Origin of the sequence: Streptomyces sp. MNU76, assembly GCF_020982545.1 — a bacterium.
Taxonomy (GTDB): Bacteria; Actinomycetota; Actinomycetes; order Streptomycetales; family Streptomycetaceae; genus Streptomyces.
On sequence record NZ_JAJKLK010000031.1, the window covers coordinates 311214 to 326231 of the forward strand.

Sequence of the window (15018 nt, forward strand, 5' to 3'; positions counted from 1 at the left end):
CCGACCGACCGGCCGCCGTCCGTCAGGGCGGCGGCTCCGCGAGGAACTCACGGGCGCCGCGCAGCCGGGTGCGCAGACTCCGGCGGGTGACCCGACTGTCCAGCCGGACGTCGAGGGCTCCCCGCCGGGCGCCGTCGACCTGGCGTCCGGCGGGCAGCCGCGCCGGCTCCAGGCCGTCGCGGCGGGCGACGAGGACGCCCAGCTCGTGCCGGGTGAGGGCGTCCGGCCCGGCGACGTGCCGCACGCCGACCACCTCGGACGCGGCCAGTTCCAGGAGCGCTGCGGCCAGGTCGGCCACCTGCACCGGACAGCGCACCACATCGGTGAAGAGCACACCGTCGCGGGCACCCGCCACGAGATCGTGCACATGCCGTTCGTGCACGGACAACGAGCGCCCGTCCCCGATGATCAGCGAGGTCCGCACCACGACGGCGTCCGGCGCCAGCAGCCGGACGCCGGTCTCCGCCGCCGCCTTCGCGGCACCGTACGGGGTGACGGGATCCGGGAGACACGTCTCGTCGTAGTGGCCGGCGTCACCCGAGAACACGGCGTCGCTCGACACATGGATCAGCCGGCAGCCCCGCCCGGCCACGGCCGCCGCCACCCGGACCCCGCCCTCGGCGGTGACCTCCCAGTCCGGGCCGCCGCTCGACGCGTTGACGACGACCGAGGGAGCAACCCGCGTCATCACCTCGGCCGGCCGCGCGGGGTCCCGGAGGTCGAGGGCGTACCAGGAGACGTCCGGCGGGACGTCCTGCCGGACGTCCGGCGGGTGGGCGGCGTAGGTCGCGGACGTCTCGTGTCCCGCCGCCACGGCCCGGCGCGCCAACTCGCCGCCCAGGAAACCGCTGCCGCCGATGATCAGAAGCCTCATGGCGGGCAACGCTATGCCTCCCAGAAGTCCCTCAGGACTCCTTGCCGCGGCCGCTCAACGCGTCGCGCATCCGGTCGACGAGGCCGAGCCCCGGCGCCAGGATCCTGTTGGCCGGCGGCTTGACCGGGGCCGCCGGGTGGGGGCGGGTCGGCGCCAGCTTCTTGGCGCGGCGGACCTTGTCCCCGAGGTCGTTCAGTACCGAGGCGGAACAGGCCTTCGCCAACTGCGGGAAGAGATTGCTCTCCTCGTCCCGCACGTGGTGACGGACCTCGGCCATCAACTGCGTGATCAGCCGGTCGAACTCAGGGTCGTCGGCGGCGCGCCGCTCCAGGTCCTTCATGGTGCGCTCGGCGGCGGTGTGATCCGCCAACTCCCGGTCGGCGACCGCGTCCCCGTTGCTCAGGTGCTCGCGGACCGCCGGGTAGAGATAGGCCTCCTCCGCGACGGCATGTCGTACCAACTCGATGGTGACCAGGTCGGCGAATTCCTTGCGCTTCGGGTCCCCGGAAGGCAATTCCTCGATTTTGCCGAAGAGTTCCGCCACCTCCCGGTGGTCCGCCTTCAGTTCCTCGATCACGTCACCGCCGTGTGCCATTTCCGTCGCTCCTTGCCTGCGCGTCCCGGCGTTCGTCCCGGTCCGGACCTGTGGAGGTCAGTGAAACCCTCACCGTCCCGAATGCGTCGTATTGACGTCCGGTGAGTCAGCGCGGCGCACAGGTGTGGCCCAGGACACGTCCATTCCGTGGCCTGCGCCATTTCAGGGCGACCGGCGCACGACTACGTTGTGCCACGCGTTCCCCAGTACCCACGGATGGCCCGGCGTGCTCGCAGATCTCTCCCCTCTCATAGCGGCGACCACCCAGTGGCTGACGCGCGCCTACCCGGCGGGCGGCGGCGCGCTGGACGGCGCGCTCTGCGAGGCACAGGCCCGGCAGGCCGTCACCGTCGCCGCCTGGCTCCGCTATCCCACACCGATGGACGCGGCCCTCGTCGGCATGGCCGGACCGGGCGGCTCCGCCCGGCTCGACTGGATCACGGGCCACGACGAGACCCCGGCCCCCGACGAGTACGCCTGGCGGACCTGGGTCGACGAGGTCGTGGCCAGCTGGGCGGCCTGCCTCCTGGCCGATGCCGAGCTGGCCCACGCCGCCGTGGACGCCCTCGACGGATCCCCGCACACGGTCGGACCGCCCGCCGCGCTCCTGCGCCACCCCGACCTGCTCGCGCCCGTCGCGACCCTGCACCACACGGGCCTGCTCGACGCGCTGCGACCGGGCCGGGCCGTGTCGGCCTGAGCCCGGCCGCACCCGCAGCCCGGCCGCACTCGGCAGTCCCGCCGTACCCGCCTCAGGTCGCGTCACCAGCGCAGTGGTAGTCCCGCCAGGTGGGTGTTGTCTCGCTGGGGACGAGGCAGGACACGACGCCCCGTCGGCGGGCGCTGCTCCGCAGGTCGGCCAGGGCCGCGACCACGGCACGGTAGGTGTCCTCGTCCGCGGCCGCGAGCCGCGCCCACAGCCGGTCGGCGACGGCGCGCACCCGCCTGGCGAAGCGGTGTCACCGGACGGTCCGGTGCCTCCGGCGCCGGCCGGCCGCCTCCAGTGCACGGCGCAGCCGATCCGGATCCCACGCCTCGTCGACGGCCTGCCGGAGCAGGTCGGCCTGGGAGGGCGGGGCCAGGCCGTCGACGGGCGGGTCGCGGTCCAGGTCGGTGGGGAAGGGGTAACCCTCGGCGGTGGCGGCGACGACGCGGCGCAGCCACTCCTCCGTGGCGCCCTCGGACACGCGGTGCAGCAGGACGGGGAACACGGCGTTCGCCATCGCCTCGCGGTCCACGGTCTCCATGGCCCGGCCGAACGCGGAGGAGATCTGCAGCAGGTTCGCCATGCGCCGGATGTCCGAGGAGCGGTTGCGCCCGGCGGCGTGGAAGAGGGCGGGGTTGAAGAAGGCCGCGTCCCCCTTGGCGAGGGGGAGTTGGACGTGGTGGGCGTCGAAGTACGCGACGAACTCCGGCAGTCGCCAGGCGAGGTAGCCGGGTTCGTACTTCTGCGAGTGCGGCAGATAGAGGGTGGGGCCCGACTCCACGGGCATGTCGCAGTGGGCGACCGCGCCCTGCAGGGTGAGGACGGGGGACAGCCGGTGGACGTGCGCCGGGTAGGCGGCGGCCTGCCGCTGGGAGAGGAAGCCGAGGTGGTAGTCGCGGTGCGGGCTCTGCGCGGCGCCACCGGGGTTGACCACATTCACCTGTGAGGTGACTTGGTAGGCGGGGCCGAGCCAGGCCTCGGCGAGCAGGGCCAGCATGTCGTTGGCGTAGTAGTCGGCGAAGACGTCCGGCGCGCGTACGGCCATCTTGTCCAGGGCGCTCCAGACCCGGTCGTTGGCGCCGGGCTTGGCGAAGTGGTCGCCCCGGGCCGTACCCGAGGCGCGCTCCTCCTCGATCAGTTCGCGGAAGACGTCGGACGCCCGGTCCACGACGGCAGGGTCGGGGAACGCGCCCTTGAACACGACGATTCCGGGGCCGTCCAGGAGAGTGCGGACCAACTCCGCCCGGACGGCCCGGCGGCCTTGCGGAATGGCCGTCAGGGCGCGGAGCCGGTCGCTGTCGTAGAGCGGCACGTTCTGCTCGACCCGCTCGGCCGAGGGGTGGTCGGCCGGGTCGGTGGCTCGCTCGACGACGGCCCGGAACGTGTCGAGATCGCAGTCCGCCTCGGTCGGCCAGGTCCGTGACACCGCAGCGATGGGGGACATCGCGGCTCCTTTCGCAGCCCTTGTGTTGCTGCCAGTCTGAGGATCTCGAATCCCTCGTTCAATGCGCGAAAACCCATCAAGAACACCTCACGGAACGCCTTCGGGGAGGGGTACGGGGGCGAGAGGCGTGGGGCGCGGCGGGTCCGTGTCGTCACCTGGCCGGGCGCAGTCGGCGACGTAGCGTGGGCGACCGGGGTGACGGTCGAGCCGGAGGCGGCGGGATGTGCTGGAGTGCGACGGCCGACCTCATGGCGGGTGCCGGTGTCGCCGCGGTCGGGGTGACCGGTGTGGTGCTGGCGCGCGACCGGCGGGATCTGCCGCTCGCCGCGCTGCCGTTGCTGCTCGGCGCCCACCAGATCGTGGAGTCGGTGGTCTGGTCCTCGGGCGGCGGCAGCGGGCCGGCGACCGTCGCCTGGGCCGTCGTCGCCCTGCCGCTGCTGGCCGTGTGGGTGCCGGCGGGCGTGTGGTGCGCGGCCCCGGCACGGGCCCGTCCCCGGCTTGTCGTCCCGCTCGCCGTCGGCGTCGCGACCGCCGTGCCGCTCGCCCGGGCCCTCGCCACCGGCCCGGTGACCGCCGAGATCCGCGGCCGCACCGTGGGCTACACGATCGACCTCGCCCACCCGGCACTCCTGGTCGCCGGCTACCTCCTCGCCACCGTCGGCTCCCTGCTCCTCTCCGGCGACCGGCGGCTCGTCGTGCTCGGCGCCCTGGCGGGCGTCGGAGCCGTGGTCTGCTGGGCCCTGTGGCGGCTGGAGTTCATCTCCACCTGGTGCGCTTTCGCGGCCCTGTGCTCGGTGGTGCTGCTCGGCTGGGTGCGCGCCCGCGCGAGAGCGCCCTCGCGACCGCACCGCAGCGCCTGACCTGACCTGAGCCTGAGCTGACCGGACGTGACCGACCTGACCTGACCCGACCTGGGCGGGGCCCTCGACGGCCCTTGGTGAATCAATCATCCATCGAACTGTTGACTTTCGGCTTGATCAGCCAGAGGATTTCGGAGGTGACACACTCCGCCGCCGGGCCCCTCGGCCCGGTTCTCCCCGCGGCCCTCGACGAGGCAGCCCACCGCTGCCTCGTCGCGGGCTTCGACGGTACGACGACCGTCCCCGACACCCTGAAACGGCTGATCGACCGCGGCCTGGGCGGGGTCATCCTGTTCACCCGCAACATCCGTGACGCCGACCAGGTCCGCGAACTCACCGCCACCCTGCGGACGTTGCGACCGGACCTGCTGATCGCCATCGACAACGAGGGCGGCGGCATCGGCCACCTGGTCGCCGCGGGCGCCCCCGAGGTACCCGGCTCATGGGCGCTCGGTGCCGCCGACGATGCCGGCCTGACCGCCGCGTGCGCCGACGCCCTCGCCGGACACCTGCTCTCGCTCGGGATCACCGTCTCGTACGCCCCCGTCGCCGACGTCCAGAGCCGGCCCGAGAACCCGATCGTGCGCACCCGCGCCTTCGGCGGCGACCCCGAGCTGGTCTCCCGGCATCTGCGCGCCTGGATCGAGGCCACCGAGTCGCGCGGCGTGGCCTCCTGCGCCAAGCACTTCCCCGGCCACGGCGGGACCGTCACCGACAGCCACCACGAACTGGCGGTGGACCCGCGGCCGTACGAGCGACTCGACCTCGCGCCCTTCCGGGCCGCCGTCCACGCGGGCGTGCCCATGCTGATGAGCGCCCATGTGGTCTTCCCGGCCCTCGACCCGGAGCTGCCCGCCACTCTCAGCCCGAGGATCCTCTCCGGCCTGCTGCGTGGCGAACTCGGCTTCGACGGCGTCCTCGTCAGCGACGCGCTGGAGATGAAGGCCATCGCCGACCGCTACGGCGAGGCGGCCGGTGCCCGTCTCGCGCTCGCGGCCGGAGCCGACCAGGTCATCGTCGCCGTGCCGGATCTGGAGGTCACCCTCGCCTGCCGGGACGCCGTGCTCGACGCGCTCGGAGCGGGCGACCTCGCGGAGGAGCGGGTGACCGAGGCCGCGGAGCGGGTACGACGGCTCGCGCTGCGGTACGCGGTGCCGTACCGGCCGGGTGCCGTGGCCGCGTGGGACGCGCACGCCGGGCTGACGACGGCGCGGCGGGCCGTACGGAGCGGGGGCCCGTTGCCCCGGCCGGTGCCGGGCGCCCATGTCGTCGACTGCTTCCCACCTCCGCACCCCGCCCTCAACTGGGGCGGCGAGGATCTGCTGACCGAGGTCCGCGCGCTCGACCCCACCGCCACGGGGGCGGCGGTCGCCGGGGAGCCGGACGATCTCGCGGCCGTCGCGGGGGAGGCGCTGCGGGCCGCCGGGGCGCGTCCGCTGGTGCTCGCCCTGTGCGACGCCGAGCTGTACCCCTGGCAGGTCCGCCTCCGCGACCTGTTGCTGACCGCCCGGCCGGACGCGCTCGTGGTCTCGACCGGGTTGCCGGAAGCGGATGACGCGGTGGCCGCGCACGGCAGGGGACGGGTGAGTCTGCGGGCGGCGGCCGAGATCATCACGGGCCGGACGTTCTGAGGGGCGGTGTCCCTCCGGGGCATCGATGGCCGACGGGGGTGCGGGGTGCGGCGGGGCGGGTGCGCGCGGCGCGGGCGTGAGCGGGTGTGCGGCGTCCGGACATCCCGCCCCGCCCTGCCCCGGCTCGCCTGCCCGCCGGTCTGTCGGCCCGCCGGTTTGTCGGTTTGCCGGTTCGCAGGTCGTCGGCTCTCCTGTCGGCTCGGGGTCCGGCACGCCTGCCGCCCCGTTCCCTCGACGGTTACGCCTGTGGGCTTGCACGCTCGGCCCCGGCCCGTCGGCATGCCTACCTCGGCCGCCCTGCCATCCCGCCCGCGTGGGCGGTCCCGTGGGCGGCGCCGGGCGCTGCGCCCGGCCGCCGCTCTCACTTCCCCTCGATCAACTCCGTGATTCCCCGTGCCGCCAGGTACCCGGTGTCCTCCGCATGCTCCGCAAGGACCACCGCCGGGCGGGCCCCCTCCTGTCGTAGACGCATCCAGGTGTCGAAGAACGTGCCGCCCGGGCCGGAGACGGAGCGGGTGGACGGGGTGCAGTCCAGGACCAGGGCGATCGTACGGGGCGCGGGCGGTGCGGAGGCGGTGCGGAGCTCGGCCACCGTCGTGGACAGGGCCTCCGCGATCGGTTTGGGACGCCCGGTGGAGTCGAACAGGCCGAGCGTGTACTCCAGTTCGGGGAAGTCGGCCAACGCGCGGTCGACGTCGTGGGAGCACCACCAGGTGACGCCCCACAGGTGGGTGCAGCCCGCCGCGTTCAGCAGGGTCGCGCGGGCGAAGTCGGGGGCGTCGGCGGCCGGGATGTGCGGCTCGGGGGCGCCGGTCTCCTGGACCCAGACCGGGCGGGCCGGGTCGGTGGCGTAGGCCGCGGCCAGCTCCGTGCCGTACTCCGCGAGGTGGTGCACCTCGGGTGAGCGCGGGCCGTAGCGCCGGGCGCAGTCCGCGGAGAAGACCCAGGGGTGGACCGTGGTGAGGTCGCCCTTGCGGGCCGAGGCCTCGGGGGTGAACGGGTGGTCGTCGCCGTACCAGGCGGCGTCGTACGCCGAGTGGGTGACCAGGCCCCCTGCCTCGCCGAGCCCGTCCCGGGCGGCGCCGAGGAGGGTGTCGAGGTAGTGGTCGACCTCGGCCGCGGTCACCGGGTTGTGCTCGACGAGGTTGTTGAGCTCGTTGCCCAGCTGGAGGCCGATGAGGCGGGGGTGGCCGGAGAGGGCGCGGCCGAGCGTGCGCAGCAGCAGTGCCTGGGCCTCGATCGCCTCGGGGTCGGTGAAGACGTCGCGGTGGTGCCAGCTGCGGGTCCACTCGGGGTAGAAGTCGAAGCTCGACAGGTGGCCCTGGACGCCGTCCACGAGGACGTCGAGGCCGCACTCGCCCGCCAGGTCCACCAGCCGGACGAGCTGGTCCACGGCCGAGGCCCGGACCAGGGTGCGGTTCGGCTGGAGCAGGGGCCACAGGTGGAAGACCCGGACGTGGTCCAGGCCCAGCCCGGCGATCTGGGCCAGGTCCTCGCGCGCGAGCTCGGGGTCGAAGTCGTGCCAGGCGTGGAACCAGCCCTTGCGTGGGGTGTAGTTCACTCCGAAGCGGAGTGTGGGCGCGGGCGAGGGTGGCGTGCTGATGGCGTCCTCCTCAAGAGATGGACCTTGTCTCCGGCGAATGTATCAACCACCATGGACAGCAATGAATAGTGATTTGAACCAAGCTTCCGGAAGTCTGACCTTCGGGGACCAAGCCTCCGGGACTCACCCGGCACGCGAGCCACGGTCGGTGGCCGGCCCCGGACCGGTGGCGGATCAGCGGTGGGCGCCCGTCGCGTGGTCGGACACCGGCGCGTGGTCGGTACCCGACGGATCATCGGCGCCAGATCGGTGGTCGGCGGTCGATGTGCGGCCGACCACCCATACGCGGCTGACCACCCATGCGCGGCCGGCCACGGATGCGGCACCCGCTGCCGATGGGCGGTCGACTGCCGGTACGGCCCGCGCCGCCGACGCGGCTCCGGCAGCCACGCCCGCCCCGACCGTCCACGGATCCCCAGGCGCCGCCGCGCCACCCCACCCCCACCGACCACTCCGCCCCGCCCGCTGCCACGCCCGCCCCCGTCTACGTGGTCGGTATCGACGCCGGCGGTACCCGTACGCGTGCCGTTCTGGCGGAGCTCGGCGGTGGGGCGGTGATCGGGAGGGGCGGCGGGGCCGGGCAACTCGTTGACGGTGCCCGGGCCGCTGCTCGCCGACCACCTCGTCGAGGCCGTCGCGCGGGCCGTGCCGGAGGCACTGCGCGGACGGGTGGTGGCGGTGGCGGGCGGGTTCGCCGGGGCCGGCCACCAGGGCCAGGGCGCCGACGAGCCCGGCCGGCTGCGGGCCCGGGCCGCCCTGTCGGCCGCGCTCGCCCGGCTCGGTGTCACCGCCGCGTCGGTCGGCGTCCACAGCGACATCGAGACGACGTTCGCCGCGGCTCCCGGCCATCCCGCAGACGGCCTGGTCCTGGTGGCCGGCACGGGCGCGGTCGCGGCCCGGATGACAGGCCGGGTGCCGACCGCGACCTCGGGTGGCGACGGCTGGCTCCTCGGGGACGACGGCGGCGGCTTCTGGATCGGCCGCGCGGCCGTACGGGCGGCCCTGCGCGCGGCCGACGGCCGCGGTCGGCCCACCGCCCTCGTCCTCGCCCTGGGCCGGGATCTGGGGCTGCCGGAGGAGATGCTTCCGCCGGAGGGCTACGGGGGAACCGGGGCCGCCGTGTGGAGTGCCGAGCGGCGGACCGCCTACCGGGCCAGGTTGCTGCCCACCGTCATGGACCGAGCGCCCGTCCGGCTCGCCGACCACGCGCCCGCGGTGGTGCGCACCGCTGAGGAGAAGGACGCCGTGGCCGTCGGGATCCTCCAGGAGGCCGCGAGCCGCCTGGCCGACACCGTCGCCGCCCTGGCGCCCTGCCCCGGCGAGCCCCTCGTCGCCACCGGCGGTCTGCTCGCCCCCGACGGCCCTCTGCTGCCGCCGCTGACCGAACGCCTCGCCCCCTCGGACTCACCGTCACCCCGGTCGCGGACGGCTCCCCGGCGCCGTCGCCCTCGCCCGCCTCGCCCACGGCCGGAGCGACTGACCGGACGGGCACCCGCCCTGGCCCGCACGGGGTTCCCACCCCGGGCCGCACACCTCCTTCGGCCCCAAGCCCCTCGCCGACAAGGACCACCCCATGCCCGCACAGGATCAGCCGCTCGCCTCGGCCGCCGCCCCCGCGCGGCCGCCTTACCGCGACCCGTCCGCCCCCGTCGAGGCGAGGGTCGCCGACCTCCTCTCCCGGATGACCCGGCGCGAGAGGGTCGGGCAGCTCAACCAGCGGATGTACGGCTGGGACGCGTACCGCCGCACCCCGACCGGGGACTTCGAACTCACCGAGGCCCTGTCCGCCGAGACCGAGCGCTTCGCGGGGCTCGGCGCGCTCTACGGTCTGATGCGGGCCGACGCCTGGTCCGGCGTCGGCCACGGCGACGGGCCCGGTGCCGCGGACAGCGCCGACCTCGCCGACCTGGTCCAGCGGCATGTCCTGGAGCGCAGCCGGCTCGGGATCCCCGCCCTCTTCGTCGAGGAGGTCCCGCACGGCCACATGGCCCTCGACGGCACGGTCCTGCCCGTCAACCTGGCCGTCGGCGCCACCTGGGACCCCGACCTCCACGAGCGGGCCGCCGCGCACGCCGCCGCCGAACTCCGCGCCCGTGGCGGCCACGTGGCCCTCGTCTCCGCGCTCGACATCGCCAGGGACCCGCGCTGGGGCCGCACCGAGGAATGCTTCACCGAGGACCCCCACCTCGCGGCCCGCCTGACCGAGGCCCTGGTCAGAGGCATGCAGGGACCGCCGGGTGCACAGGCGGCCCCCGGCGCTCAGCAGACCCCCGGCGCTCAACCGCCCCCGGGCCCGCACGCGGCGCCCAGCCCGGCGCGCGTCCCGGAGCGCTTCGCCGCCGACCGTGCCCCCGTCGTCCTCAAGCACTTCGCAGGCCAAGGTGCCACCGTCGGCGGCAGGAACTCCGCCGAGTCCGAACTCGGCCCCCGCGAACTGCACGAGATCCACCTCCCGGCCGCCCGTGCCGGGGTCCGCGCGGGCGCCGCCGCCGTCATGGCCGCCTACAACGAGGTCGACGGCCTGCCCTGTTGCGGAAACCGCGCCCTCCTCACCGGGCTGCTCCGCGAACACTGGGGCTTCGACGGCCTGGTCATGGCCGACGGCCTCGCCGTCGACCGCCTCGCCCGCATCACCGGCGACAAGGTCTCCGCCGGCGCCCTCGCCCTGGAGGCGGGCGTCGATCTCAGCCTCTGGGACGAGGGCTTCACGCACCTGGAGGAGGCCGTGGAGCGCGGTCTGGTCGACGAGGCCGCCCTGGACACCGCCGTCGCCCGCGTGCTGCGCCTGAAGTTCCGCCTCGGCCTGTTCGAGAACCCCTACACCCGCCGCGCGTCGATCCCCGAGCACACCGGCCGCGCCCGCAGCACCGACCTCGCCCGCGCCTGCGTCACCCTCCTGCGCAACCCGGAAGGCACCCTGCCCGTCGGCCCCTCGGCACGCCGGATCGCCGTGCTCGGCCCGCACGCCGCCACCACCGGTCACCACCTCGGCGACTACACCGCCCCGCAGCGTCCCGGCACCGGCACGAGCGTCCTCGACGCCCTGCGCCGCCTGGCCCCGCCCGGCACCGACGTCCGTCACACCGAGGGCGCGGCCCTGACCGGCGCCGACCGTTCCGGAATCCCGGACGCGATCGCCGAGGCCGCCGCGGCCGACCTGGCCGTGCTCGTGCTGGGCGGCAGCAGCGCCCGCACCCCCGACACGGAGTTCGACGCCAACGGTGCCGCGCGGACCGTGGTGTCGGAGATGACCTGCGGCGAGGGCGTCGACCTCGCGGGTCTACGGCTCGGCGCGGCGCAGGAGGCCCTGCTGGACGCCGTCGTGGCGACGGGCACGCCCAGCGCGGTCGTCCTGATGCAGGGCCGCCCGCACGTGCTGCCCGACACCCCGGCCGCGGCTCTGCTCACCGCCTGGTACCCGGGCCCGTGGGGCGGCGAGGCGGTCGCCGAGGTGCTCCTGGGTCTCGCCGAGCCCGCAGGCCGGCTCCCGGTCTCCGTCCCCCGCTCGGCCGCCCGGCTCCCCGTCCACTACAACCACAAGGACACCGAGTACGGCGGATACGTCGACGGGAGCGCCGAGCCGGCGTACTCCTTCGGGCACGGGCTGTCGTACACGACCTTCGACCACGGTGCGCCCCGGGTGTCCGGGCGCACGGTCGAGGTGGACGTCACCAACACCGGCAACCGGTACGGGCGTTCGGTCGTCCAGGTGTATCTGCGCAGGCTGATCACCCGCACCTGGCCGCGCACCCTCGAACTGTGCGCGTTCGAGGGTGTCGGCCTGGCGCCGGGCGAGAGCCGTACCGTCTCCCTGGCGTTCGAGGTGCCCGCCGGGACCGACTCCGTGGAGCTCCGGGTCGCGCGGTCCGCGCGGGAGGCGCTGGACGTGGCACCCGTCGTGGTGGACCTCAGAGCTTGACGGCCCCGGAGGACACGCCCTTGTAGAACCACCGCTGGGTGATGACGAACAGCACCAGCACCGGGATCACGGAGATCACCGAGCCCGCCATCACCATCCGCTGGTCGTAGCCGAAGGAGGAGGACGTGAGGCGGGACAGGCCGAGTGTCAGGGTGAAGTGGTCCTCGGTGCGCAGCACGATCAGTGGCCACAGGAAGTCGTCCCAGGCGCTGATGAAGGTGTTGATGGTGACGACCAGGATCGCGCCCCACGCGGACGGCAGATAGAGGTACCGGAACCGCTTCCACTCGCCCGCCCCGTCCAGCATCGCAGCGTCCTCCACCTCGCGCGGCACGGCGAGGAACGCGGCCCGCATGATCAGGACGTTGATGGCGGCGACGAAGCCGGGCAGCCAGACGCCCGCCAGGTTGTCGACCAGACCGAGGTCACGGATGCTCAGGAACAGCGACACCATGATCGACTCGAAGGGGAACATCATGGACGCCATCAGCAGCACCCAGACCAGCTTGCGGCCCTTCCAGCTCGGCTTGGAGAGCATGTAGCCGGCGAGCGTGGAGAAGACCAGCTGGCTGGTGACGGACAGGGCCACGACCACCAGGCTGTTGCGGATGTACGTCCAGACCGGGACCTGCGCGAACACCTCGCGGTAGGCGCGCAGCGTCGGATCGTGCGGGAGGAGGGAGGCGTTCTCGCCGAACACGTCCTCGCCGACGCCTTTCAGCGACGAGAGCAGCTGCCACAGCAGCGGGCCCACGGTGATGCCGAGGACGAACAGCAACAGCAGGTAGCGGACGACGAGTTCGCGGGGGCGGCCGTAGTCCCTCCAGCGCGGCATCAGCCGCCGCTTCCCGACGGGGGCCGTGGCCGTGGCCGTCCGCGGCTCCTTCACGGCGGTGGTCACGACTCGTCCTCCTTCGTCAGTCGCTGTGCGAGCAGCGTGAGGCCCAGGGTGAGTACGAAGAGGGCGACGCTGACCGCCGAGCCGTAGCCGGCGTTGCCGGTGAGCGGGTCGAGGGCGACGTCCCGGATGTAGAAGGGGAGGGTGCGGTCGGCGCCGCCGGGGCCGCCGGTCGCGCCGCCGAGCATGTAGATCTCCGTGAACACACGCAGCGAGCCGATACCGGTGAGGGTGCCGACCAGCATCATCGAGGTGCGCACGCCCGGCACGGTGACGTGCCAGAAACGGCGGACCGCGCCCGCGCCGTCCACCGCGGCGGCCTCGTGCAGTTCCTTGGGCACGTTCCCCAGTGCGGCCAGGTAGAAGATCATGTACCAGCCGAGGCCCTTCCACAGGGTGAGCCCCATCGCGCACAGCAGGATCAGCCAGGAGTCCGACAGGAACGGGATCGCCGACCGGATGATGTGGGCCTTCTGCAGCCAGGTGTTGACCAGGCCCTGGTCGCTGAGCAGCCACTGCCAGCTGAGGCCCACGACCACGCTGGAGGCGAGGACCGGGGTGTAGAACGCGGAGCGGAAGAAGCCGATGCCGGGCAGGTTCTTCTCCACCAGCACGGCCAGCATCAGCGGCAGCAGCACCATCAGCGGGACCACGATCAGCGCGTACAGCACGCTGTTGCGGGTGGCGAGCCAGAAGTCGGAGTCGCCCAGCATCCGGGTGTAGTTGTCCAGGCCCACGAACGAGGCGGCGCCGCCGAGCGGTTTGGCGTCGGTGAACGACAGCAGGAGCGTGTTCAGGAACGGGTAGAGGCCGAAGACGCTGATGCCGATGATCGCGGGGGACATCCACAGCCACGGCAGCCACCAGCGGCGGTACAGCGCGGCGCCGCCCGCGTCGGCGCTGGGACCCGGTTTGAGGGCCCGCAACAGGCGGCGCCGGCCGGTCGGTTCCCCGGCGCGGGGGTCGCGGGAGGAGACCGCGACCCCCGTTCCTTCGGTGGGGGGAGAGAGGGTGGTCATACTCAGCTGCCCTGCTCGATCAGCGCATTGGCCTTCTTCTGGGCCTCGTCCAGGGCGTCCTGGGCGCTCTTCTTGCCCTGCATGGCCAGCTGGATCTGGGCCGTGATGGCGTTCAGCTCACCGGGGGTCAGGGCGATCTCGTCGGCCGTGGAGGTCTTGCGGTCGCTCGCGACGATCTTGCGGGCCTCGGCGAACGGGTCGTCGCCCTTGACCGACTGGAAGAACGGGTCGTCCAGGGAGGCCGTGGTGGAGGGGAAGATGACGACGTTCGGGTCCTTCGCCCACTCCAGCTGGTTCTTCGCGTCGGTCAGGAACCGCGCGAAGGACAGCGCGGTCGCCGCGTTCTTGCTGGTGGACGCGACACCGATGTACTGCGGGGCGCCGACGGTGTGGCCGAGGTCGTCCAGCATGAAGCGGGCGACACCCGTCTTCTTGTAGACGCTCGGGTTGTTCTGCTGGATGAAGCGCAGGAAGTTGGGGTTCGTCGGGCCGTAGACCAGCTTGCCCTGGCCGTAGACGTTGGCCGGGTCCTGGGTGGAGGAGAGCGAGTCCCTCGGCATGCCGCCGGCCTTGTAGAGCTTCGTCATCGCCTCCACCCACTGCGCGGTCTTCGGGTCGTCGGCGAAGGTGAACTTCTTGCCGTCGGAGGAGAGGACCTTGATGTCCATCTGCTGCCAGTCGGCGGGGATGCGCAGCTGCGGGTTGGCGAGGAAGGCGTAGTACTTGCCGTCCGAGACCTCGGCTATCTTCTGCGCGTCCTCGAACAGACCGAGCACGGTCGTCGGAGGTTTGGCCGGATCGAGGCCCGCCTTCTTCATCAGATCGGTGTTGAAGGTCTGCACGATGCCGCCGGAGTACCAGGGGAGCACGCTGTGCACCTTGGTGCCGGACGCGTCGGCGTACATGCTCGACTTCCACAGGTTGGGCACGAACGGCTCGCCGGCGTCCGGGGCCTTCTTGTCCAGGTCGAGCAGATAGCCGGTCTTGGTGAGCGCGATCGCCGTGTTGACGTTGATGTTCACTACGTCCGGCAGGGTGCAGCCCTGCGCGTCCGCGACCAGGCGCTGGGTGAAGGTGGCGTCGCCCGGGTCGTCGACCCACTTCACGGTGGTGTCCGGGTGGGCCTGCTCGAAGGCCTTGATGACGCCGTTGAAGTAGCCGCCGAAGTCCTTCTTCAGATTCGTCGTCTGGAAGGTGATCGTGCCCTTGACGTCTCCGGTCAGCTTCCCGGACCCGACATTGCCCTGGTCGACCTTGCAGCCGCCGGCGGTGGCGTCCCCGCTGTCGGATCCCCCGCCCGACAGGCCGCACCCCGCGGCGGTCAGGGTGAGGGCGATGACACCCACCACACATCCGGTCAGTCTTCTCGCGCGCATGTCGCCTCCTGCGATCAGTCAGCTGCTGGGTCGGGCCGCTGGGTCGGGTTGCTGGTTCAAATCACCAACTTGGACCGTGATTGATGAAAAGGT

Annotated in this window: 12 protein-coding genes and 1 pseudogene; 5 read left to right on the forward strand and 8 right to left on the reverse strand. The window is 73.1% G+C overall.

The genetic code is table 11. The features are described 5' to 3' along the window. Positions 1-22 precede the first annotated feature (22 nt). Positions 23-874, reverse strand: a complete 852-nt coding sequence (locus E4N62_RS47045; protein WP_230224606.1) for a sugar nucleotide-binding protein — start codon at positions 872-874, stop codon at positions 23-25. Positions 875-905: 31 nt separating this feature from the next. Continuing rightward, positions 906-1469: a hemerythrin domain-containing protein gene (locus E4N62_RS47050; protein ID WP_230224607.1), complete on the reverse strand. Its 564-nt coding sequence runs from the start codon at positions 1467-1469 to the stop codon at positions 906-908. Positions 1470-1695: 226 nt separating this feature from the next. Between E4N62_RS47050 and E4N62_RS47055 the strand changes: the two genes are divergently transcribed. Next, the gene (locus E4N62_RS47055) at positions 1696-2169 is read left to right on the forward strand and encodes a hypothetical protein (RefSeq protein WP_230224608.1); all 474 of its coding nucleotides are present in this window, start codon (positions 1696-1698) and stop codon (positions 2167-2169) included. Positions 2170-2221: 52 nt separating this feature from the next. Here E4N62_RS47055 and E4N62_RS47060 read toward each other — a convergent pair whose 3' ends face one another. Both E4N62_RS47060 and E4N62_RS47065 read right to left on the reverse strand, forming a co-directional pair. After that, on the reverse strand, positions 2222-2410 hold the full coding sequence (locus E4N62_RS47060; protein WP_230224609.1) for a hypothetical protein: 189 nt from the start codon (positions 2408-2410) through the stop codon (positions 2222-2224). 18 nt (positions 2411-2428) lie between these two features. After that, on the reverse strand, positions 2429-3619 hold the full coding sequence (locus E4N62_RS47065; protein ID WP_230224610.1) for a phytanoyl-CoA dioxygenase family protein: 1191 nt from the start codon (positions 3617-3619) through the stop codon (positions 2429-2431). Positions 3620-3840: 221 nt separating this feature from the next. Here E4N62_RS47065 and E4N62_RS47070 point away from each other — a divergent pair, with 221 nt between their 5' ends. Both E4N62_RS47070 and E4N62_RS47075 read left to right on the forward strand, forming a co-directional pair. After that, entirely contained in the window at positions 3841-4479 is a 639-nt protein-coding gene (locus tag E4N62_RS47070) for a DUF6629 family protein (RefSeq protein WP_230224611.1), read from the forward strand. Positions 4480-4616: 137 nt separating this feature from the next. Continuing rightward, positions 4617-6110: a glycoside hydrolase family 3 N-terminal domain-containing protein gene (locus E4N62_RS47075; protein ID WP_230224613.1), complete on the forward strand. Its 1494-nt coding sequence runs from the start codon at positions 4617-4619 to the stop codon at positions 6108-6110. A 361-nt stretch (positions 6111-6471) separates the two neighbouring features. Here the strand turns inward: E4N62_RS47075 and E4N62_RS47080 are convergent, their stop codons facing one another. Next, a complete protein-coding gene (locus E4N62_RS47080; RefSeq protein WP_374117281.1) occupies positions 6472-7752 on the reverse strand; it encodes a glycosyl hydrolase in 1281 nt (426 codons plus the stop codon). Positions 7753-8391: 639 nt separating this feature from the next. On the opposite strand from E4N62_RS47080, the pseudogene E4N62_RS50015 reads away from it, so the two are divergent. Beyond that, positions 8392-9000, forward strand: a pseudogene (locus tag E4N62_RS50015) (BadF/BadG/BcrA/BcrD ATPase family protein); the annotation flags it as partial. 286 nt (positions 9001-9286) lie between these two features. After that, positions 9287-11632 (forward strand): glycoside hydrolase family 3 N-terminal domain-containing protein, encoded by a 2346-nt coding sequence (locus E4N62_RS47090; RefSeq protein ID WP_230224614.1) that lies wholly within the window; start codon positions 9287-9289, stop codon positions 11630-11632. Here E4N62_RS47090 and E4N62_RS47095 read toward each other — a convergent pair. From E4N62_RS47095 to E4N62_RS47105, 3 genes are read right to left on the reverse strand one after another with little or no spacing between them, the layout of a single operon-like run. Next, positions 11622-12533, reverse strand: coding sequence for a carbohydrate ABC transporter permease (locus E4N62_RS47095; RefSeq protein ID WP_374117276.1), 912 nt, complete (start codon positions 12531-12533; stop codon positions 11622-11624). The genes E4N62_RS47090 and E4N62_RS47095 overlap by 11 nt on opposite strands. After that, positions 12530-13549, reverse strand: a complete 1020-nt coding sequence (locus E4N62_RS47100; RefSeq protein WP_230224615.1) for a carbohydrate ABC transporter permease — start codon at positions 13547-13549, stop codon at positions 12530-12532. The genes E4N62_RS47095 and E4N62_RS47100 overlap by 4 nt, the downstream gene beginning before the upstream one ends. 2 nt (positions 13550-13551) lie before the next feature. Then, a complete protein-coding gene (locus E4N62_RS47105) occupies positions 13552-14925 on the reverse strand; it encodes an extracellular solute-binding protein (protein ID WP_184896975.1) in 1374 nt (457 codons plus the stop codon). Between the last annotated feature and the right edge of the window lie 93 nt (positions 14926-15018).